Genomic DNA, 21,230 nt, shown 5'->3' with positions numbered 1-21,230 from the left:
TGCTTGTAGGTTAACTAGGAATTAATTAAGGTTTGATTTTGATTGAGAACTGTAGAGTAGCTGTATTAGTGGCTGCTAACGGACTTACTGATGTATTAATAGATGTGTTGTTGTTGTTAGCGGGGACCGTAATCGTGTTACCCGAACCAGTAGTGGTGGTAGGAGTTATAGATTGAACAGTAGCGCCTGCTGAAAAGTTAGATAACAAATCTGAGATTACTAAGTCATTAATACCAAAGCTTGAGAAAGTATTAGTTGCTACGATTTTATAGACCACACACTGTCCAGGTAATGCTTCGAGTGGCGTAGCAGAAGAGCTGAATGCACTGGCAGCAACGGTACCGCTACAGGTAGCGTCTAATGCCTGACTCTTAACTAATTGTAAACCTTTGACATTAGTGGTATCAGTGACAGGAGTTGGAGCCACTGGTCTATCAGTACCACCTGGGATTAATGTGACTAAGGTAGTCTCATAAGTGCCAGTCACGGCATTCGTTGATACGACGGGATAACTGATAGTTACTGTACCTTTAGGTGCAATACCACCTGAGAATGCAGAGTTGATATCATATTCACCGCTTGTATTGTATGGCAGAGTAACAATAGAAATATCGGTAGTAGTAGCTGGATTACCATCTACATCATAAGTAAGCGTAATGACACCAGTCTCAGCAGGTTTAACATTGGCATTAGTACCGCCATCTTCGATTTTGAATTTCAATTCACCAGCGTTAGCACCTTCAGTCTCACGACCAGTGTTAGTGATGACAGTCTGATGTACTACTTGAGTAACAGCCGTTGACGTATTTGGTATTTCTCTAACAGTTTCACCAGTAAGTGTTAGACCACGTTGATTAGAGGTCAAAGGTTGTGTAGAGTCGCCACCTGGTGTAGTTGGAGTAGCACCAGTTTGATTTTCGTTGTCGGCGCCATTAGGATAATATGTACCTGTGTTTTCTCCACCGTTAGTACCATCAGTACTATCGATAATAGTGACATTACTGCCACCACCCAAAGGTACTTCAACACTGGCATGGTTGATAGTAGTTTTGGCTAAAGGAAGAGCGTCTTTTTGCACTTGGAATTTAACAACAATTGACTGACCTTTTGGAAGGGTAACACCATTAATGGTAAAACCATCTAATGTTGTACCTGCTGCTGCACCAGCCGTGGTCTCAGTTGTTGAACCTGTCACTACCCCAGTAGAGCCTGTAGCAGCAGATACAACGATTGATCCTGATACAAGTTTTAGACCTTGTGGTAGGTTATCAACAATTTTGGCACCGACAGCATTTGCCGCGTAAGTAGCAGAGTCGTCGTTTTTGACGGTAATAGTATACTCAGCAGTAGCATTAGGCTTGTTTAGATCCAACGTTTGTGAAACTGATTTTACAATACTGAATACTGGTAGTTTAGTGATGGATTCATCTGTATTAGTAGCAGTCGCATCTGATCCTTTGCCTGCTAGATAAGTACTCTTAGCAGTTAGAGTTAAATTCTGAGTATCACCACCTACGTTACCAGTAGTTTTACCGTTGATCGTGATGACCGCATATTCGTCTTTTGCTAGAACAATAGCTGTGTCCGTGAAAGCAGTTCCCGTTATATCGCTCACTGTTCTAACTACGGTGCCATTGTCTTTGTAAACGACATAAGTGACTTTAGTAGCGGCAAGATCGAAGTTCTTAGTACCATCATTCTTGTTTGGCAATGCCATGGTATAGGTATCAGTTAAGTTACCTAAGTTTTCTAAGCGGTGAGTGAATTGAGCAATACCAGTAGGAACAACTTCTACTCCAGCGTTCAAATCATCACCAGGTTTGCCATCTGCATTTTGGGCAATTAATAAGAAAGAACCACTTTCAGATACATTAACCGTAACTTTGTTTGAGATGACTTCATTCTGTGTAACGCCATCAACGCTATAGCTAGCTTTTGCAGTATTATCAATAACGACTGCGCCTGTTGCGGTCTTAGTTTCAGCCATAGCACCTGTAGAGATACCCATCACTGCGGCAACACCAATGGCTAACAGGCTATGATTAAAATTGTTTGATTTCATAGAGATATCCTAGAATTGAAAAAGCAGTATTTTATGAGTTGAAGGGGAGGTCTAGTTAACAATTGTGTTAAGAGCAACGGCTGCAGATTTTTGTGCTGGTAATAGCTTTATATTCCAACGCAGGGTACGGTATTCAGAAAATGGAATTTTGACCATTTTGCCATCGACTTTACGCATCAGTGGCATATCGGCATAGTTCTTGCCATCGATACTGGCTTGAGCACTGGTAGGGTTAGCGTCACCAGTGAAAGTCATATTGGCAGGGATAGGTAGTACGACAGCCAGATCTTGGATATCTTTATTAATGGTATTGCTATAGGTTGCTTTGTATTGAATAACCGTGCCCGCTGGAGCGTTACGAACAGGGACATAAGAAGTTTTACCTTCGGCACTTTTGACTACTTGATTGGCTGTTAAATCCATTTTTAAGGCATCATTGGCGTGGGCAGTACTTAATACTGTGACTGATGCTAAGCCTGCTAATATGGCACCGCGTAAAAAATTAAAACCTTTCATATCGTGTTCCTTGCTTATACCATTATTATCAAGTTAATCTCGATTTCGTCCTATGCAGCATAAAAACTGCAATCAACTACGAATAAAAGATGCTGACAAAGTTAGAATTGTTTCTAAGAACTATTTTCACGTAAACAATACAAATATTCACTACAAAAACGACAAATGGTATTTTGAAGTACACAAACGGTAAAAGCCCTATCTAAGGAGATAGGGCTTTTATTGGTAAGAAAATTTTTTCTAGATTTAGTAGTAGGTAAGGAAAAGTATTTACTAGGGAGTTATAGTAGTGCCGTACTTAGTATTGAAGCGAATAGCTCGACTGCGATCAGAGCTAGTAATTCCTAGCGGAAAGCCATTAGTTAGCACTAGACCATTATTACCAATGGACACTGAACTGCTTGAAAAAGAAGGTACACCGCTATTTTCTCCAATAGGTGTAGGCGTGGCTAAAGTAGACGTTACAAGAGCACCATTTTCTCCTTTTTTCTGTAAGGTGTCTCTAATAATGATATCTGTCAAAGGCACATTACCACGGTTAACAGCTTCAATCCTATAAGCGATACACTGGCCTGGTATGATGTTAGATATTGGGTTTGTACTATAAACAGTATTGGCGCTACCCGTATAATTAACACTAATGGTCGTCAGGTCAGTCAAGTTGCAGTCATGTACATATTGACTCTTGAACAGTACTAGAGCTGCATTATCTTGAATAACATCACCGAAGTTGTTATCAGGATAATTAAATGTATTATTTGTAATGTTTATTTGTCGCACATTGCTCGTAGTGTCAACAGAGTATGTGTAATTATTAGGTTCATTCTGAGTAGCACAGAGCCTCGTATTGCTTCCAAGCTGTGCAGGTGTCAGAGTAAAACTATAGGTTCCATCAGGATTGATGTTCATAGTTTGAGATGTAAACGTACCCGTATCACCTGCGCATTTATTCAGGGTGATAGTATGACCTGTAGTAAAAGGAATACCAGATTCAGTTGGTGAATCGTATTTACCGTTGAAGTAAAGACGGTTATTTAGATATTTATCGGATATATCATCTTTAGTTGGGCTTGTAATTTTACCATTGTCGTTAAACACGATTCCTGAGAATACGTAATTAGGCCTGCCGTTTGTAATGATGCAAGTCCAGTTATCTCCGTAAGTCATCTTTAGGTTCTTTGGGTCTAAAGTGGTTACGGGCTCACTATCCGAATTTTTACATGCATATGAAGCAGTATAATCTGCTAAGTTAGTCGTTCCAGCTATCGTTTCTGCTAACGTATAAGTTTTAGTAGGGTTAACTTTGAAAGACCCCGTAGTGCCAGTACCAGTAGTGACAGTATTGCCTGAACCCTGTGTAGTGGTCGAAGTAATGCCATTAGTGACTACAGAGCTGTCTGCATTATCTTTTATTTGGACAGTGAACTGATCCGTATTTGCTTTACGAGGCCCTGAAAGTTCTTTTTTATAAGTCAATCGTGGCTGTGGTTTATAGCAGTAGCCATCAAATCTAATATCAATTAGTTGATCGCCAGGGTCATTGAGTTGTATACCATCCCCATTATCATCGCTTTGATCATAATAATTTAAGTTTACATTGTTGCCATAATTAATATCTACTCTGACAATAGGCTGATTAAATGCAACTGAAACTTTGCAGTTGTCATCTAAACCGCCACAACTAACACTACTGGTCGTGTTAGTTTGGCGATAAGGCGCTGAGCTAGATATGCCTGAACCTTTAGACTGAATGATAGGAGTAATAGGTGTTGTTGGATTAGCACTGGTAAAGCCTGTTATTATAACTTGATCAAAAAACTCGAAGTAATCAGTACGTGAGGTACCTGAAGAAGTATATCCAGCATAATTAGTGTCTATATCAAATACGCTTAAGCCCAATTTATTGAGAGCTTGAGGCTGATTTGTAAATTTATTTTTGAAGGTATATGAAACGGTTCTAGTTGTTGTTTTATTAGCAAAATCTTGATAGAAACGGAATACCTGAGCTGCTTCAGTAGACGTAGTGACTGGAATATTCGTTGATTGGTATATGTTTACTCCTCCAGCACTTAGGATTCCGTTAGTGGTAAGGACATCGGATGCAATCAGGTAGCTCTCATTGCTTATACCAGCTATATTTTGATCGATTTTAGGGTTGGGTGGTGAAGTGACTGGTGCCAAACTAGTATAATCTGCAATGTCAAAATTATCAGATATGAACCCTGCATCACAAGTTACTGCAGCTAAGGCCGAATTATTGATTAGAAGCATAGCAATCGTGGCTATCAATGCCAGTACATGATATATATATTTACTGAATAGTTGTGAGATTATTGAATTTAGAACGTATGGCGTTTTATGCATATGGTTATCCCTATAAGAAGCTAAAACTTGCTATAAGCGTTTAACTAGCTCTCAATTATTTCACTAACTAAACTAATGTATATATTATGTAACTTAACATATTAAGTAATAATTTAGTAAAAGTCCTACGAAATGGACGAATGGCAGATATTTCATGACCGGTTACAGTATCGAGCTATAGACGTTAGCTCGTTAGTGATTAACCCTGATATTTCTTTGAAACATTTCTGAAAAAACTAATCATTATTTATTTCAAAAATACTTGTCATATCACCATTTCTTTACAGCTATAAACAACCGAAGCATAAGAGCCTATAATAAAGAGTTATTATCGTTTGATAATTGACTATAAAGTTGGGTTGGCATTTTATTATCTAACCACTTCTAAATACTCAATTCATATGCAATGGATAGTAGCGCTGTTTTTATTTTGGCTATGTGAGGCCGCTCCAGATTATGAGTCGGTCAAATACTGCTGTATAACCGCACCCTACTATAAATGTCACTTCTTCAAATTAACAAGGAAGTCATTGAGAAAATCATTCCCGCACGACAATATTGAAGTAATACTTTGATTTAATAATATCCTGTCTCCGGGCAGGACTGACTGATAAAAAAGGACAATAGTGATGAATTATTATAAGGATGCTGATAGCACCGAAACCCAAGAGTGGCTGGAAGCGTTTGAATCTGTTATCAAACATGCAGACAAAGATCGCGCTCAGTTTCTGCTAAAAGCTTTATACAACATGGCAGTTCAAGAAGACCTGCCGTTCAATCGTCTCGATACCGCTTATATCAATACCATCGCCGTTGAAGATGAGCCGATGTACCCTGGTGACCTAACTATTGAGCGCAAAATTCGTGCGTTGATTCGCTATAACGCCTTGGCCATGGTCATGCGCGCGAACAAAAACGACGACGACTTGGGTGGGCATTTAGCAACATTTGCTTCTAGTGCGACGCTTTATGAAACTGGTTTTAACCATTTCTTCCGCGCGGCTAGCGATCACTTCGGCGGTGACATGATTTATTATCAAGGTCACTCAGCACCTGGTATTTATGCGCGCTCTTATTTAGAAGGTCGATTGACCGAAGATCAGCTTGATAATTTCCGTCGTGAAGTCGGTGGCAAAGGCTTATCAAGCTATCCTCATCCATACCTTATGCCTGATTATTGGCAGTTTCCAACCGTATCGATGGGACTTGGTCCGATCATGTCGATTTACCATGCCCATGTACATCGCTATATGGAAAACCGCGGTCTGCTAGAGAAAGAAGGTCGTAAGATTTGGACATTCTTGGGTGATGGTGAAACTGATGAGCCAGAGAGTTTAGGAGCGATATCGCTTGCTGGTCGTGAGAAGTTAGATAATCTGATTTGGGTCGTCAACTGTAATTTACAGCGCCTCGATGGTCCAGTCCGTGGTAACGGTAAAATCATTCAAGAGCTAGAGTCTGTGTTCCGCGGCGCTGGCTGGCGAGTGATTAAAGTTATTTGGGGTGGTAAATGGGACAGTTTACTTGCCAATGACAAAACTGGCGTGCTCAAACATCGTATGGAAGAAGCGGTCGATGGTGAGTATCAGCTATACGAAGCCCGTACACCTGAATTTACGCGCAAAGAGTTCTTTGGTAAATATCCTGAGTTAGAAGAGATGGCTGATGCACTATCTGATGAGGATATCTCACGCTTGAATCGTGGTGGCCATGATCCAATGAAAGTCTATGCCGCCTTTAGTGAAGCCATGAAAACCAAAGGTCAGCCAACCGTTATTTTGGTCAAAACGGTCAAAGGCTATGGCTTATCGGCTCAAACACAAGCGGTCAATAAATCACATCAGATTAAGAAGCTCGATCAAGAAGCCTTGATGTATTTCCGTGATCGCTTTGATTTACCATTTACTGACGAGCAGTTAGAGACGCTACCGTTTTATCGCCCTGAAGAAGGTTCAGCGGAGATGAAGTACCTTAAAGGTCGTCGTGAAGCATTGGGTGGTCATTTGCCAAATCGTCGCAGTGGCCATATTCCACTGAATATCCCTGAATTATCGATGTTTGATCGGGTATTAAAAGGCAGTAATGGTAAAGAGCAATCGACGACTATGGTGTTTGTGCGCTTATTGTCAGCGATGCTCAAAAACAAAGACATCCAAGATCGCGTCGTGCCGATTGTACCTGACGAAGCGCGTACTTTTGGTTTAGAAGGTATGTTCCGTCAATTGGGCATCTACTCTGCGGTTGGTCAAAAATATACGCCAGAAGATAGCGAAGCCTTGATGGGTTATAAAGAAGCCATCGACGGTCACATGTTAGAAGAAGGTATCAACGAAGCAGGCGCAATGAGTACGTGGATTGCTTTGGCAACCAGTTATTCTGTGAACGCGTTACCGATGATTCCAATGTATATCTATTACTCAATGTTCGGTTTCCAGCGTGTGGGCGATTTAGCTTGGGCAGCAGGCGATTGTCAAGCACAGGGTTTCTTATTGGGTGCAACGGCTGGTCGTACCACCTTGAACGGCGAAGGTTTGCAGCATCAGGATGGCCATTCACAAATTCTATTTAACGTCGTGCCTAACTGTGTGACGTATGATCCTTGCTTCGGTTACGAGCTAGCAGTCGTTATGCACGACGGTCTACGCCGGATGTATGGTGAAGGCGAGCGCGTCTACTATTACTTGACACTTATGAACGAAAACTATGAGCAGCCTGAGATGCCAGAAGGCGTGGAAGAAGGCATCAAGCGTGGTATGTATTTGCTCGAAGACAATGGTTCAACTCAAGTGCAACTATTAGGCTCGGGCGTTATTTTACGTGAAGTACAAAAAGCGGCGCAGATTCTAAAAGATGAGTTCAATATCACGTCCAACGTCTGGAGTGTGACCAGCTTTAACGAGTTGACTCGTGACGGTATGGTCTGTGATGACTATAATCGCTTGCATCCAATGGATGAAGAGCGGGTGCCATGGGTCACTGAGCAGTTAGCGCCGCACGAAGGTATCGTAGTCGCAGCGACGGATTATATGCGCAATTATTCAGAGCAAATCCGTGCTTGGTTACCAGATAATCGTCCTTATACGACTTTAGGAACAGATGGTTACGGTCGTTCTGATACCCGTGAAAATTTGCGTAGTTTCTTTAACGTTGATGCCGCGCATATCGTTGTTGCGACGCTCAAACGCCTAGCGGATGAGGGTGAAGTTGAGATGCGTTTGGTGAAAGATGCTATTTCAAGCTTAGGTATCGATGTGGATCAGCCACCTGCTTGGCAACAACAGCCTTATTATGATCATTCTCCTGATGCACCAGCACCTGGTAATGTCAATCCAAATCCTGTCCCTGAATTTGTCGCTGAAGATGATGATGAAATCAGCAATGAGGGTCGGGCTGAAGATCAAGCTGATGCGACTTTACTTAATAACGGTGATGTCAAAGAATAATAATCATAAGACTAGGAGATAAATCATGGATATTAAAGCCCCCGATTTGGGTGTTGATAGCGCCGAAGTCAGCGAAATTATGGTAGAAGTGGGTGATGTCATTGCAAAAGATGACAACATCATTTTGCTAGAGTCTGACAAAGCGTCAGTTGAAGTGCCAAGTTCCGCTGCTGGGAAAGTCACCAAAATCAGCGTTGCTATCGGCGACCAAGTCAGTGAAGGTATGGTGCTTATTGAGCTTGAAAGTGAAGCAGACAGTGCAGAAGACAATAGCGACAGCGCCGCTGATGATAATCAGAAAGCCAATGACACAAAAAGTGAAAGTGAAGAATCTACACCTGTTGCAACGGAGTCAGCTGCTGAGCCAAGCACATCTGAAGCCGCTGCAAAGCTTACATCTAACGCTGGCAAAGCCACGACTCACGCACTGCCTGATCTAGGTGTTGATGAGGCACAAGTCTCTGAGATTATGGTCAGTGTTGGCGATATCGTCAGTGCTGAACAATCAATTCTATTGATTGAATCTGATAAAGCATCGGTGGAAGTACCAGCACCAGTCGCGGGCAAGATTGAAAAAATCTTAGTCCAGACTGGTGATATGGTTGCTAATGGTCAGGATTTTATCGTTATTGTCAGTAATGATACAGCTGCTGATACCCCTGACTCACAGGATTCAGCGCCAGCCAAATCAGACGACAATGTTAGTAAAGATAGTGTCAGCAAAGACCGTGCTAATAAAGACATGAGTGCTGCCGAGCAGCAAACAACTGGCGAGCCAAACCAAGCTGCAAAAACTGAAACAACCGCTAGCAAGAGCAATGGCAAGTTGACCGAAGCACAGGTCAATGAAAAGTTGGTTGATGTTTATGCAGGCCCAGCCGTTCGTAAGCTGGCACGTCAATTGGGTGTTGATATCACCCAAGTGAATGGCTCAGCATTAAATGATCGTATCTTAAAAGAAGACTTGTTTGCTCACGTCAAAAAGAGTCTGACCATACAGAAAGCAGCACCTGTAAGTAGTAGTAGCATTAGCTCAGGTCTGCCAAAGCTACCTGATATGAGCAACGTTGAGATCTGGGGCGAAACAGAAACCCAAGATTTAAGCCGCCTACAAAAAGTGTCAATACCGCAGCTTAATTATAATACTTTACTACCGCAAGTAACGCAGTTTGACCTATCTGATATTACCGAGACGGAAAAACTGCGCGGTGAGCTAAAAGGCGGGATGAAGGCTGAAGGCATTGGTTTTACTATTTTGGCATTTGTAGTCAAAGCGACGGCCTATGCCTTAACACAGCATCCACGCTTTAACAGTCATTTAAGCGACGACAATACGCAAGTTATCTTGCGGAAAAGTATCAATATGGGCATCGCGGTGGCAACGGATGATGGTCTCATCGTACCTGTTATCAAGAACGTGCAAGATAAAGGTCTGAAGCAAATAGCCATTGAAATTGGTGAGCTTGCGGTAAAAGCGCGTGACAAGAAACTCACTACTAAAGATTTGCAAGGCGCAAGCTTTACCATATCAAGCCAAGGCAATTTAGGTGGCACAGCCTTTACGCCATTAGTAAATTGGCCTCAAGTGGGTATTTTAGGCGTGTCTGAGGCAAGCATGCAGCCACGTTGGGATGCTAAAAAGCAAAGCTTTGAGCCGCGTCTCATGTTGCCATTGTCGCTGTCTTACGATCACCGTGTGATTAATGGAGCAGATGCTGCCGTATTTACCCGCTATATCGCGACACTGCTGGCTGATCCGCGCCGTATTTTGCTGTAAGCATCGTTTGTACTAAAAGGATCTGAAAAAAGGAGACTGTCTTAGGACGGTCTTTTTTTATGCTTAAAATTTAACGTTAATGAGCTTATTGGTTGTTAGGTTGTTTAGATATTAATGGCTGTTATCTTCTAAATTTTAGGCACAAAAAAGCCAGCGATTAAGCCGGCTTTTTTTATTCATATTACTTTATGTTATATTAGAAAGTCTTAACAAAAGCAACGCCATATACCCAAGGGCTGATGTCAACTTCACCAAGTTCAATGGTCTCACCATTAGCTTTTACGCTGGCATCTGTTTTGATGTCCATGTAGCGAGCATCAATACGGAAGTATTCAGTTGGGGCAAAAGGTATATCAAGACCAATGTGACCAGCAACGCCAACGCTATCATCAAGTTCTAATTTTTCGAAAGCATCGCTGTAGATTTTTTCTTTAAAGAAAGTCGTATAGTTAACACCAACACCAACAAATGGTTTCACATTCATAGGCATGTTGTAGCCATCGAAGTGATATTGTACAGATAGAGTGGGTGGTAAATGCTGAGTTTTAGCATCAATAGTAGTGTCGCCAGCAGTTAAGGTAATGTCATGATGGAATGGCGTAGCGGCTAGTAATTCAATACCAACGTTATTGGCAACGAAATATTCGCCGCTAATGGTTGGCTGAATATCACTGTCTACGTCGACACCAATAGTGCCATCTGCAAGAGTACCGTTATTGCTCTTTGGATCAACCATGTGAGCGCCAGCAGCGATAGACCAAGTACCAGCTGGTACAGCAAATGCTGTGGTCATAGTAAGTGCAGCAGCAGTGGCTAAAACTAGGGATTGTAGTTTCATCATTTGATTCCTTAACATAATAGAAGATTATCGGTGGTTATCTAATGAGGGATGACATTAGTTACCGATACACAATGTTATGATTATTGACTAATCTGTAACATTACAACGCTATTATAGTACAAAACCATATTTACTGTAAGGTTTTAAACGCATATTAATGGCTTTTATGGCATAAATTTACCGTAAAAGGTATATTTGTTGGAGTAATTAAAAATTATCTAGGATAGTTAGTGTTTGTGAAGTAGGGCTTAGATTCCGTCATGCTAATGTTGTATTGGGATACGATTAGTAAACTTAGCCTATAGTTAATGATGCTGAACTCTCGCTGATATTTTCAGAATGTTAAAATATTAAGAACTTAAAGTCGGTAATGATGGTTTAATAAGTTTCGAATGAACGATAATGGTACAAAAAGAGGCGTAATATATTATGCTTGGCTATTGTAGTAATTCTCCTCTACGCTGCACAAATGCACGTTCTATGACGATATTAAATCGGATGGACTCTTGCTGCCCTGAGTGCAACTTATTTTTGCTGCCTGCGCAAGATGTCAGTCAGCAGTTACGCGCTGATGAGAATTTCTTACGATCCGCTATCGTGACGATTGTGCTGATTCTAATTTTGTCTGCCTACATTTATTATTTAAATTTTGTATAATCACCGATCATGATTCATACTTAATAAGCCAGCCCCATTATTAGCAATGCTTTGAGAGCAGTGCATTGCCAAGTAGTAATGGGTATGAAGTGTTGATGGTGACCGAGCATTAATGTCATATGCTGTGATGACTGCTTTATTCTATTAATACAAGACCGGTGTTTCACCGCATAGGGACGGCATGCTATTCCAATCTATACGGCGCTTGCGTCTTTTTGTTTACAATATTCTGCAAAATGATGAGCACGATACGTTGTTTAGCCGTTGCGTTGATTATTTTTTAATATTTTTAATCATGACCAATGTAGCAGCAGTCATTGCTGAGTCGGTTGATAGTTGGTATTACCCTTATCAAGAGTATTTTACTTGGTTTGAAAATTTCTCTATTGTGGTGTTTTCTATTGAATATTTGCTGCGTTTGTGGAGTGTGGCTGAGGAAAAGCCAGAGCAAACTACTTGGCGTCAGCGCTGGGAGTGGTTGAAGAGTCCTTCCGCATTGATTGATTTGGTCGCCATTGCGCCGGCTTTTCTGAATTTCTTTGTTACGATTGATTTACGCTTCTTACGTATTTTACGTTTGTTCCGAATTCTCAAACTGACACGCTATTTTGCTTCTCTGCGCATCTTATTGGTAGTCATCAGCAAAGAAAAAGGCTCATTCCAAGCGGTTATTTTTATTCTAATAATTATGATTGTGACGGCATCTAGTGGTATTTACTTGGTTGAAAATCATGCCCAGCCAGAAGAGTTTGAATCGATACCAAAGGCGATGTGGTGGGCGGTGGTGACGTTAACGACGGTGGGCTATGGCGATGTCACGCCTATTACCAATGCGGGTAAAATATTGGGTGCGGTTATTACCATATTGGGTGTGGGTCTGGCCGCCTTACCTGCAGGTATTTTAGCGACTGGATTGGCCAATGAGCTTGCTCAGCGTCTGGAAGGACTTGAACAGGAATTTCGAGCGCAGCTGATTGATAGCGATTTTGATTTGGTAAAAAATCAGATGATGATCGATAAAATTCGCCGTGAGCTTGGACTGAATAAAGAGCAGGCACAAAATATCGTATTACAGGTATTACGCGAACAAGAGCTTGAGCGCCGCGAAAGAGAGGTAGAAACACGACAAAAGAATTTTTGCCCACATTGCGGAGAGCCACTGTAAACCTTTTATCGTGATTATTTTAGGCTTCAAACAAATAGGTATTTAAGAAAAGGGTGCGACGTTATAAGAACGTCGCACCCTTTTTATTAGAAATACACGGATATTTTATGGCATTTAGATGGCTTGAGGAATAGGGAGTGCCCGTGCCAATTCATGGGCGACTTGCTGCGCCGCCGTTGCCAAGTCTTTGGCAGGAAGGGGTAAGTTTTGCAGCGTGAGATGCCAATCATCCACTTCTCGGCGTAAATGTGCGACCCAAAGCGTCGTACAATCACGTGGCAGTTGCTTTAGATTGACTTCAAAACAACGATTGCCCTCATCATCGCTTAGATGAATCTCGCCTTTTTTGACTCTCGAAAACGGATGACCGTAGTAAGAATTGGCTATCATAGCGATGTGAGTGATATGTGCTGGAATTTTATCTAAATAAAGCCTGATTTGCTCTTGGTCAAGAGGTGCCAAATACATCGCTTGTTCGCCGCGATCTTTGCCATTGAGACTGTCGCCTTGATGTTTCACTGACTCCGCTTTATCGCGCAATTGTTTGAACCAGATGATGTCACTAATGGTGCAATTATCGTCATATAGTACGCATGCCAAATCAATATCAATGGCGCTCTGATTTTTTTTGAAGCGCTTAAACAGACCTTTTGGTTCAATCTTAGTAAATTCATAGTTTAGCGCAAAAAATAAGGTTCCAGCGTCTAAACCCAGTCCTCTTAAACTGTCTGACAGTAATGGCAATGAGGCAGTGGTCGACATAACATTCCTTATTTATTTTCGTTCTTAATTTTTAAATAGTGGTAATCGTCTGAATACGGATAAATTTGAGCGTCATTACCCGCAGTTGTTATTTATGATCTAAAGACTTATCCAACACGGCTTGATGTAACAGTTCTGGTTTGGAATTTAATAAACCATTGCCAAAACCACGTAACCACCAAACCAGTTGTGAAGTTAGATTGACCGTGGCTTGGATGGTCAGCATGTCATCATTCAACGTGACAGTTTGATCGTCACTGAGTTTGCTTTCAGTCAGGCTATTTCCTGCCTGTTTGGTGAATTGTAGCTCAATGGCGGTGTTTTTACCATGATTAGGTAGCTCGCCGAATAAGGGATGGCTAAAGCCCATACCACCAGCATCCAAATAACTATCGAGTTGGAAATTATCAGGCGTTTGAGCGGCATTTTCAAGAATTTCAACGCTAGAAAATCGATGTAGAGCAAAGGTGCGAATGGTGGCTTTTGGATCATCAGTACGAGTTGCCAGCAGATAAATAATCACCCCGCGCTGGATAATAGCGATAGGATTTAAAAGGTATTCACTGGCTTGTGATTTATTGCTGCGGGTATAACTGGCTTTGATTTGTAATTGATAAAATAGCGCATGGTAGATATTGTCTTTGCTATCCAAGTCAATATGTGGCGCGATTAACGGCTGAGTGGCAGGCTCAATACGCACTCTATCGATCCATGAATGTGTGACTTTACTGTTTTTTAGCTGCCGCCTTGCCAAGTCAAACCATGGAAATAATTCGTCTAAAATAACGGGTGGTAATAGCTGAGTTAGATTGGCTTCAACCATATTAAAGGCGACGGCTTGCGATAGATTCATGTGCGGTAAGCTTTGGAGTGGCGCGTCATCACGCCAGCGCCAGCCTTGCGGGTTGGCATTGTTTTTTTCTATGGGAAAGCGTTTCGCCAACGCATTTAAGTCGCGCTGAACAGTACGCAGGCTGATGTCAAAGCCTGCCATCATAAGCTGCTCGTAGATATGGGTTGTGCCCACCCAGCGATTGCGCTGTAGTTGTGATAGCACTTGCCATTGGCGCGCCGTTGTTGCTGCACCATGGCGATTATCGTTGCTGTCTCCTGAGACATGACTGTCCGATGCCGCTACAGTATGAACTTGCTCAACTGAGTTTGTTTGAGCGTGAGAATGGTCGGCGTCAATAGAATGTACAGTCATTAAGCGATAACCTTTATGAAATTACGAGTTGGCTTTTGTATATCTTAGCGTAGCATTAACCATTTATCATCGCAGAAGAGCATCGTAGCGTCTAGGGCATGTCCTCAATTCAATCAATGAACATTTCTATCTCCATTTTTAAAATGAGGACACGCTCTAGGGTATCTCATGAATTAGCCCACTGACGCATTGATTGGTTTTAACACGGTTAACTTTTGCTATAAATCAGCTTATATGTCGTCAATGGGCATTTTACTAGCATCGTTATCGATGCTTGAATCCTCATTTATAACGACTTCGTTATCCTTTACCTTGTCTTTACGTTTTTCTTGTTGTCTTTTTTCCTCTTTTTTTTGACGCTTTGCTTTCTGCTTTTTTTTATCTTTCTTTTTGGACTTTTTATCATCAATATCATCGTCATTGCGATCTTGATTTTCATCCCATAACATCAGACGACTTAAAACTTTGCCAAATAACGTGTCTTTACGATAGCGACCTTTTTTGTTCATGGTATCGATAGGTAAACCAGTCATCAGCGTCAAGGCTTCGCTCAGTGTATAGACACCATAAATATGAAATTCGCCCGCTTTGACGGCAGCAATGATGTCGTCACGCAGCATGAGCTGTTTGACGTTGGCCATCGGAATGACCACGCCTTGCTGCCCAGTCAGTTCTTGCTCGCGGCACGCATCAAAAAATCCGGCAATTTTAGAATTGATGCCACCAACCGCTTGCACTTCGCCCAATTGGTTCATAGAGCCAGTAATGGCAAATGATTGATCAATTGGCACATTTGCTAACGCTGATAGCAGCGCACAACCTTCGCTGACGGTGGCACTATCGCCATCTATATGGGCATAGCTCTGCTCAAAAGCGAGTGAGGCACTAAAGTTGAGTGCATGATGTTGACTGAATAACGCGCGCAAATAACTGGTCATAATCAGCATGCCTTTGGCGTGTAAACTACCGCCTAGATCCACATCACGCTCGATATCGAGAATCTCACCCGTACCGATATTTGGTTGAATAACGGCAGTCAAGCGGGCGGGCATGCCAAACTCGCTATCGGCATAGCTGACCACTGTCAGCGCATTGACTTGTCCGACAGCGCTGCCTTGGGTTTGAATAAGCTGCTGACCATTTTTTAGCTCATCCCAATAGAGGTCACGCAGGTATCCTGAGCGCTCATCCATATCATCAATAGCGTGGGTCACATGATTGGCGCTGACGATGTTTTGTCCGTTCAAATGTGCATGGCGGTTAGACTCATGCAATAGCTTGATTAATAAATCACTGTGCAAGCTTAAGCGGTCTTGGTCTTCTGCTTGTAAGCTTAAATGCTCAAGTAGGGCAGCTTGCGCGCTACGATCAAACGGATAGAGGTTGGCATAGTCAATGATATCAGCCATTTTTGCGACTAACGCCAATTCGTGCTCACTGCTGCGAACCACATCATCGTGAAAGTCAGCACGTACTTTAAACACCGCATCAAATTCAGGCTCAAGCTCTAATAGCTCATAATATAAATCAGCTTCGCCAAGTAAAATTACTTTAATATCAAGATCAATGGGGGCAGGCGCTAGCGATAAGCTGCCTGTTAAAGTTAGCATCTGCTCAAGGCTAGAGAGTTTGATTTTTCGTGATTGTAGTGCACGCTTGAGACCTTGCCAAGCATAAGGATGCTCAAGTAAGTGACTCGCTTCTAATAGTAAATAACCACCATTGGCACGGTGTAGAGCACCCGCTCGAATCATACTGACATCAGTGGTGACCGTGCCCAATTGGGTGATTTGCTCGACATGACCCAACAAGTTCAAGTGCGTCGGTAAGTCCTCAAAGATGACAGGTGCGCCATCTTCTGGGGTGTGACTGACAATGACGTTGACCGCATAGCGACTTGGGGTCGTGGCCAAAACTGCCGTTACAAACTCTTCATCATCGCCATTGACGATGCGCTCGACATGCGTAACCATATCGGCAAATACCGCTTTGAGATAGTCAATGACCAGCGGATGACTGGCAAATTGCTCATAAACGGGGGCAAATAACGGTTGTAATGCACGCCGTGCAATATTGCGATGCAGCGCTTCTATTGCATCATTGGCTTCGTCCTCTAGCTGCTCTAACGCGATGGTCAACTGACTTAAGCGTTTTTGCATATGGTTTTTTTGGACGAAGTTATTTAGCTCAGCTTCGTATTCACTATTGCCGTATTCAGTATTGTTTTCATTCCGCTCTGCATTAATAGGATTGTTATGGTCGGTGCTAGGAGTGCTCGCTTTGCTACTATTCTCGCTCACGGATTTATTTTTATGGCTAGCAGATGCTTTGTTATCACCACCACTAGTTTCTGTCGCCAGTTGACTGTGATGTACAAACACTGCTTTATTATCAAAGGAGCGAAACGTCAGTGCTAAATCATATTGTTTACCTTCCGCATTGAGCACATCATAAGCCTGACTCTCTTTTTGATGAGTGTCGTTTTTGATGGCTTCGATTTTGCTTTGATATTGGTCACTACGAAAGCGTTGGCTCAATCGTTTTTTGGCTTGTTGCCATAAATGATTGACCTGCTGCTGCAATAAGGAGGCTTGTCCCGCAGGTAGACGCAAGGCTAGTGGGGTGCGTGGATCGGTAAAATTATGCACATATACCCAGTCATCAGGTGTGGGTGCATCGGCGGCAATACGCGTTAGCAAGCGGCTGATGACAGTGCGTTTGCCCAAGCCATTTTCACCAGCCGCAAACACATGATAGCCACTGGCTTTGATATCCAAAGCCGTTTGTAAGGCTTTTAGGGCACGCTGCTGACCAAAGCCAACGTCTAGATCTGGTGCCGTGCGGGTATCCGTGGGCAACTCATCAGGGTCGCTATACCGCTTTAGTTGCTCAGCGGTGACAAGGCAGCGCTGCTTGATATCAATAAAGCATGGATGTGGTGCATTCGCTGTTGCTGATTTGGTGCTTTTTAATTCAATGATGGGTGTTGCCATATTATTAGCGTCTTTTTTATTAGCGTCTTTTGATAATTGAGAGGTAGAGATGTGTGGCTGTTCAGTCATAGGTGTACAGTAATCGTTTGTAGAAAGTGGAATGGTTATATTGATTGTTATGCTGAATTTTTTGTACTGAGCTTAATCATTAATACAGGTATTTTACAAGATATAGCCATACTTTAGATAAATCATTAAAAGCAGTTTTGTATCATTAGCAGGCTTTGTCAAAAACGCATATATAAGCAATCATTCATCATCCATTTAAGGTGATCAAAGAACAATAACGCCTCAATATAGGCTCAGATAGTATAAGATGTCTCACATTGGCGCAATCTGCAACTATTCAATGGGCAGACTGCATGATAAAATAGACGGTTCACATGTCAAAACTGGATAACTCGTTGTATGTCAGACTTTACTAGAACATCTTCATCCTCTGCTAACACGGGCAATATCCGTATTGATCCAACTGGCTTTGTAAAGCTTGGCGCGCAATTACCAGCGCTGGCAAATACCTTGGCACAAGCGGTCAATGAGCTCAGTCTATCCTTGAGTGAGACGCAGCAGCGCACATTATTATTGTACTTAGACCAGCTTTTGTTGTGGAATAAAGCGTATAATCTGACCGCCATCACTGATCCAGAAGAGGCATTGATCAAACATGTGATTGATTGTTTGGCTATTATAACGCATTTACCATCAGGGTCACTGTTAGATATTGGCACGGGAGCAGGGTTGCCAGCGGTTATTATTGCGATTTGTCAGCCAGAGCGTCAATGCACCGCCCTTGATAGTAATCAGAAAAAAATTCGTTTTATTAAGCAAATCAGTAGCGAGCTGGGTTTGAATAATATGCAGCCAATCGCTTCTCGTATCGAGGCGCATGAAGCCAGCTATGACGTTGTGACCTCTAGAGCCTTCGCCAGTTTGATCGACTTTGTCGAAGTGGCTCAGCCGCGCTTAGCAGATAATGGTTACTTATGCGCGATGAAAGGCAAAGCACCAAGTGATGAAGAACTACAAGCACTAGACAATGACTGGCATATTAAGACGATTAAACTTAAAGTGCCTCGTTTACATGATAGTCGTCATTTAATTGAATTGTCCTATAAAAATGTCTAAGCTATGAACACCTTTTAGATGATACATATCGGTGCCACATGATTTTGTTGATATCTGAATGGCATAATATTCAAAATATGGTGATACAGATCGCGCTAATTATATAGAGATACTCGTATTTTTGACGCTTATGAGTATTATGCTATGCAAAATTTAGCGAAAAATTGATTGTTCAAGTCAAAAGTAAAATAACAGTAATAGACCCTAATTAAATTGAGTGAGTGTATGGAAATCATAGCAATTGCGAATCAAAAAGGCGGCGTGGGCAAAACCACGACGGCAGTAAATTTGACCGCCAGCTTGGCTGCGAAGCGCAAGCATGTACTGCTGATTGACTTAGACCCACAGGGTAATGCGACCAGTGGTACGGGTGTCGATAAGAACGAATTAGCACTGACGATAGCGGACGTGCTATTGGACGGGGTGTCGCTGTCTGATGCTATTGTTACTAGTCCGGCAGGGTTTGATGTGATCGGTGCCAATCGTGATTTGGCTGGCATGGATATTACCTTGATGAATAAGACCGATAGTCATGAGCTGTTTAAAACAGCAATGGCAGCATTGGTCAATGATCAGCTAGCTGCTAAAGAACCGGCTTACGACTATGTGGTTATAGACTGCGCACCCAGCTTGAATTTGCTGACGATTAATGCGTTAGTTGCTACAGATAGCGTCATTATTCCGATGCAGTGTGAATACTATGCACTAGAAGGCTTGGCTGATTTGTCGCAGACGATTGAGCGTTTAACCGAGTTGAATCCGAAGCTATATATCCGCGGTGTGGTGAGAACATTATTTGATGCACGCAATACACTGGCTCGTGATGTTTCTGCCGAGCTGGAAGCGCATTTTGGCAATATTATGTATAAGACCCATATTCCAAGAAATATTCGCTTAGCAGAAGCGCCAGCGCATGGTTTGCCAGTTATCGCTTATGAGAGATGGTCAAAAGGTGCGCGCGCTTATCAAAAATTGGCGGCTGAAGTCATGAAACAAAGTGACTAATATGCATATTTTTTTAGCACCAATGATAGACTGCAGGCAAAAGCGTGCAAACAGATATTGAATATTATATTTATGAGTAATGAGTAAGTTGTATTAATAATTATTTGGCTTTTATTTTAGCGTTAGAGGATAGGTAATCATGGCGAAGAAAAGAGGGTTGGCTGCCAATCGAGGCTTAGATGCCTTATTGGGGTCAATCAAAAAAGAAAAGCAAATCACCGCCTCTGCCTTGCAAGACGATATGGCGGCGCGTGAGAGTACTTTGCCAGCTGAAACGCTAAACGCTGATAGATTAAATATTAGCACGCCTGTTCAATCTGATAGTAACGAGACCAGTGAAAAACCAATGGCCAAACCTGTTGCCTCTGACACCATTGCCAGTAGTCGTAGCACACGGTCGCCGCGTACGGTAAACAAAGGTACGGTTAATAAGAGTCGTGTTAATGGAACGGATGCCAGTGCATCTGAAGACCAAATCAGCTTGGTGCAAATAGATGTCACGCGTTTGCAAGCGGGTAAGTACCAGCCACGCCGTGATATGAGTGAAACGGCGCTTGCAGAGCTGGCGTCTTCGATTGAGCAGCATGGCGTCATGCAACCGATCGTTATCCGTCCGTTGTTGGCCAATGAAGACAAGAGTGAAGCATTCGTTACTCATGAAATCATTGCTGGTGAGCGTCGCTGGCGTGCGGCAAAAATGGCAGGTAAATCTGTCATCCCAGCGATTGAACGTGCTTTATCGGATGAGCTTGCCATCGCACTGGCCTTGATTGAAAATATCCAGCGTGAAGACTTGTCAGTGATTGAGCAAGCCGCCGCATTACAACGTTTTCATACTGAATTTGGTATGAGTCATGCGATGATTGCCGAAGTCGTTGGCAAGGCGCGCACCACCGTATCAAACCTGCTGCGTCTCAATCAGCTACATGATACAGTCAAAGATCATTTGGCAAATAGCGCCTTAGATATGGGTCATGCGCGCACACTATTGGCATTATCTTCTGAGCAGCAGCCAATTATCGCGCAAAAAATCATCGATGGCGGTATGACAGTACGCGACGCTGAAAAGTTGGTCAAATCGATCTTGCAGCCTGCGCCTAAAGCCAATCGTGCTGAGCAAACGCAATCTCGTGAGTCTGAGCGTTTGATACAAAGACTGACAGACATGTTAGGGGCTGAAGTCAAACTCAAACACAAAAAAGATGGTCAGGGTAGTGTTGAGATATTTTTCCACAGCCAAGATCAGTTAGCAGCCTTAATTAAGCATATAGAAGCACAGGCTTGATATCGCTAACGAGTTTGTCGTGATGCTT

Annotated in this window: 14 protein-coding genes; 7 read left to right on the top strand and 7 right to left on the bottom strand. The window is 42.5% G+C overall.

Annotation, left to right across the window (positions count from 1 at the left end; genetic code table 11):
* Positions 1 to 25: 25 nt before the first annotated feature.
* The 3 genes from JFC10_RS05610 to JFC10_RS05600 form a co-directional block, all read right to left on the bottom strand.
* Complete coding sequence (locus tag JFC10_RS05610; RefSeq protein WP_198332036.1) at positions 26 to 2,062, bottom strand: hypothetical protein; 2,037 nt, start codon at positions 2,060 to 2,062, stop codon at positions 26 to 28.
* A gap of 51 nt (positions 2,063 to 2,113) precedes the next feature.
* A complete protein-coding gene (locus tag JFC10_RS05605) occupies positions 2,114 to 2,578 on the bottom strand; it encodes a hypothetical protein (RefSeq protein ID WP_198332035.1) in 465 nt (154 codons plus the stop codon).
* 273 nt (positions 2,579 to 2,851) lie between these two features.
* Positions 2,852 to 4,942: a hypothetical protein gene (locus JFC10_RS05600; protein ID WP_198332034.1), complete on the bottom strand. Its 2,091-nt coding sequence runs from the start codon at positions 4,940 to 4,942 to the stop codon at positions 2,852 to 2,854.
* 629 nt (positions 4,943 to 5,571) lie between these two features.
* On the opposite strand from JFC10_RS05600, the gene aceE reads away from it, so the two are divergent.
* Entirely contained in the window at positions 5,572 to 8,385 is a 2,814-nt protein-coding gene (aceE, locus tag JFC10_RS05595; protein ID WP_198332033.1) for a pyruvate dehydrogenase (acetyl-transferring), homodimeric type, read from the top strand.
* Between the two features lie 25 nt (positions 8,386 to 8,410).
* Positions 8,411 to 10,162, top strand: a complete 1,752-nt coding sequence (locus JFC10_RS05590) for a 2-oxo acid dehydrogenase subunit E2 (protein WP_198332032.1) — start codon at positions 8,411 to 8,413, stop codon at positions 10,160 to 10,162.
* 196 nt (positions 10,163 to 10,358) lie between these two features.
* Here JFC10_RS05590 and JFC10_RS05585 read toward each other — a convergent pair whose 3' ends face one another.
* Positions 10,359 to 11,000: an OmpW/AlkL family protein gene (locus JFC10_RS05585; RefSeq protein WP_198332057.1), complete on the bottom strand. Its 642-nt coding sequence runs from the start codon at positions 10,998 to 11,000 to the stop codon at positions 10,359 to 10,361.
* 483 nt (positions 11,001 to 11,483) lie between these two features.
* On the opposite strand from JFC10_RS05585, the gene JFC10_RS05580 reads away from it, so the two are divergent.
* Both JFC10_RS05580 and JFC10_RS05575 read left to right on the top strand, forming a co-directional pair.
* Complete coding sequence (locus tag JFC10_RS05580) at positions 11,484 to 11,660, top strand: hypothetical protein (RefSeq protein ID WP_198332031.1); 177 nt, start codon at positions 11,484 to 11,486, stop codon at positions 11,658 to 11,660.
* 181 nt (positions 11,661 to 11,841) lie between these two features.
* Entirely contained in the window at positions 11,842 to 12,825 is a 984-nt protein-coding gene (locus JFC10_RS05575; RefSeq protein ID WP_198332030.1) for an ion transporter, read from the top strand.
* A gap of 114 nt (positions 12,826 to 12,939) precedes the next feature.
* Here JFC10_RS05575 and JFC10_RS05570 read toward each other — a convergent pair whose 3' ends face one another.
* The 3 genes from JFC10_RS05570 to JFC10_RS05560 form a co-directional block, all read right to left on the bottom strand.
* Positions 12,940 to 13,587: a TerD family protein gene (locus JFC10_RS05570; protein WP_198332029.1), complete on the bottom strand. Its 648-nt coding sequence runs from the start codon at positions 13,585 to 13,587 to the stop codon at positions 12,940 to 12,942.
* Positions 13,588 to 13,675: 88 nt separating this feature from the next.
* Positions 13,676 to 14,794 carry a helix-turn-helix transcriptional regulator gene (locus tag JFC10_RS05565; protein WP_198332028.1) on the bottom strand — a complete coding sequence of 373 codons (1,119 nt, stop codon included), beginning with the start codon at positions 14,792 to 14,794 and terminating at the stop codon, positions 13,676 to 13,678.
* A 230-nt stretch (positions 14,795 to 15,024) separates the two neighbouring features.
* The gene (locus JFC10_RS05560) at positions 15,025 to 17,856 is read right to left on the bottom strand and encodes an ATP-binding protein (protein ID WP_198332027.1); all 2,832 of its coding nucleotides are present in this window, start codon (positions 17,854 to 17,856) and stop codon (positions 15,025 to 15,027) included.
* 339 nt (positions 17,857 to 18,195) lie between these two features.
* On the opposite strand from JFC10_RS05560, the gene rsmG reads away from it, so the two are divergent.
* From rsmG to JFC10_RS05545, 3 genes are all read left to right on the top strand, one after another.
* Positions 18,196 to 18,912: a 16S rRNA (guanine(527)-N(7))-methyltransferase RsmG gene (gene rsmG, locus JFC10_RS05555; RefSeq protein ID WP_198332026.1), complete on the top strand. Its 717-nt coding sequence runs from the start codon at positions 18,196 to 18,198 to the stop codon at positions 18,910 to 18,912.
* A gap of 225 nt (positions 18,913 to 19,137) precedes the next feature.
* Positions 19,138 to 19,917 (top strand): ParA family protein, encoded by a 780-nt coding sequence (locus JFC10_RS05550; protein WP_193011337.1) that lies wholly within the window; start codon positions 19,138 to 19,140, stop codon positions 19,915 to 19,917.
* A gap of 139 nt (positions 19,918 to 20,056) precedes the next feature.
* Complete coding sequence (locus tag JFC10_RS05545; RefSeq protein WP_198332025.1) at positions 20,057 to 21,202, top strand: ParB/RepB/Spo0J family partition protein; 1,146 nt, start codon at positions 20,057 to 20,059, stop codon at positions 21,200 to 21,202.
* Positions 21,203 to 21,230: the final 28 nt, after the last annotated feature.

Origin of the sequence: Psychrobacter aquimaris, assembly GCF_016107525.1 — a bacterium.
In the GTDB taxonomy this organism is placed as follows: Bacteria; Pseudomonadota; Gammaproteobacteria; order Pseudomonadales; family Moraxellaceae; genus Psychrobacter; species Psychrobacter aquimaris.
The sequence above is the reverse complement of the archived record's forward strand: the minus strand, read 5'-3'. Positions and strand labels throughout refer to the sequence as shown.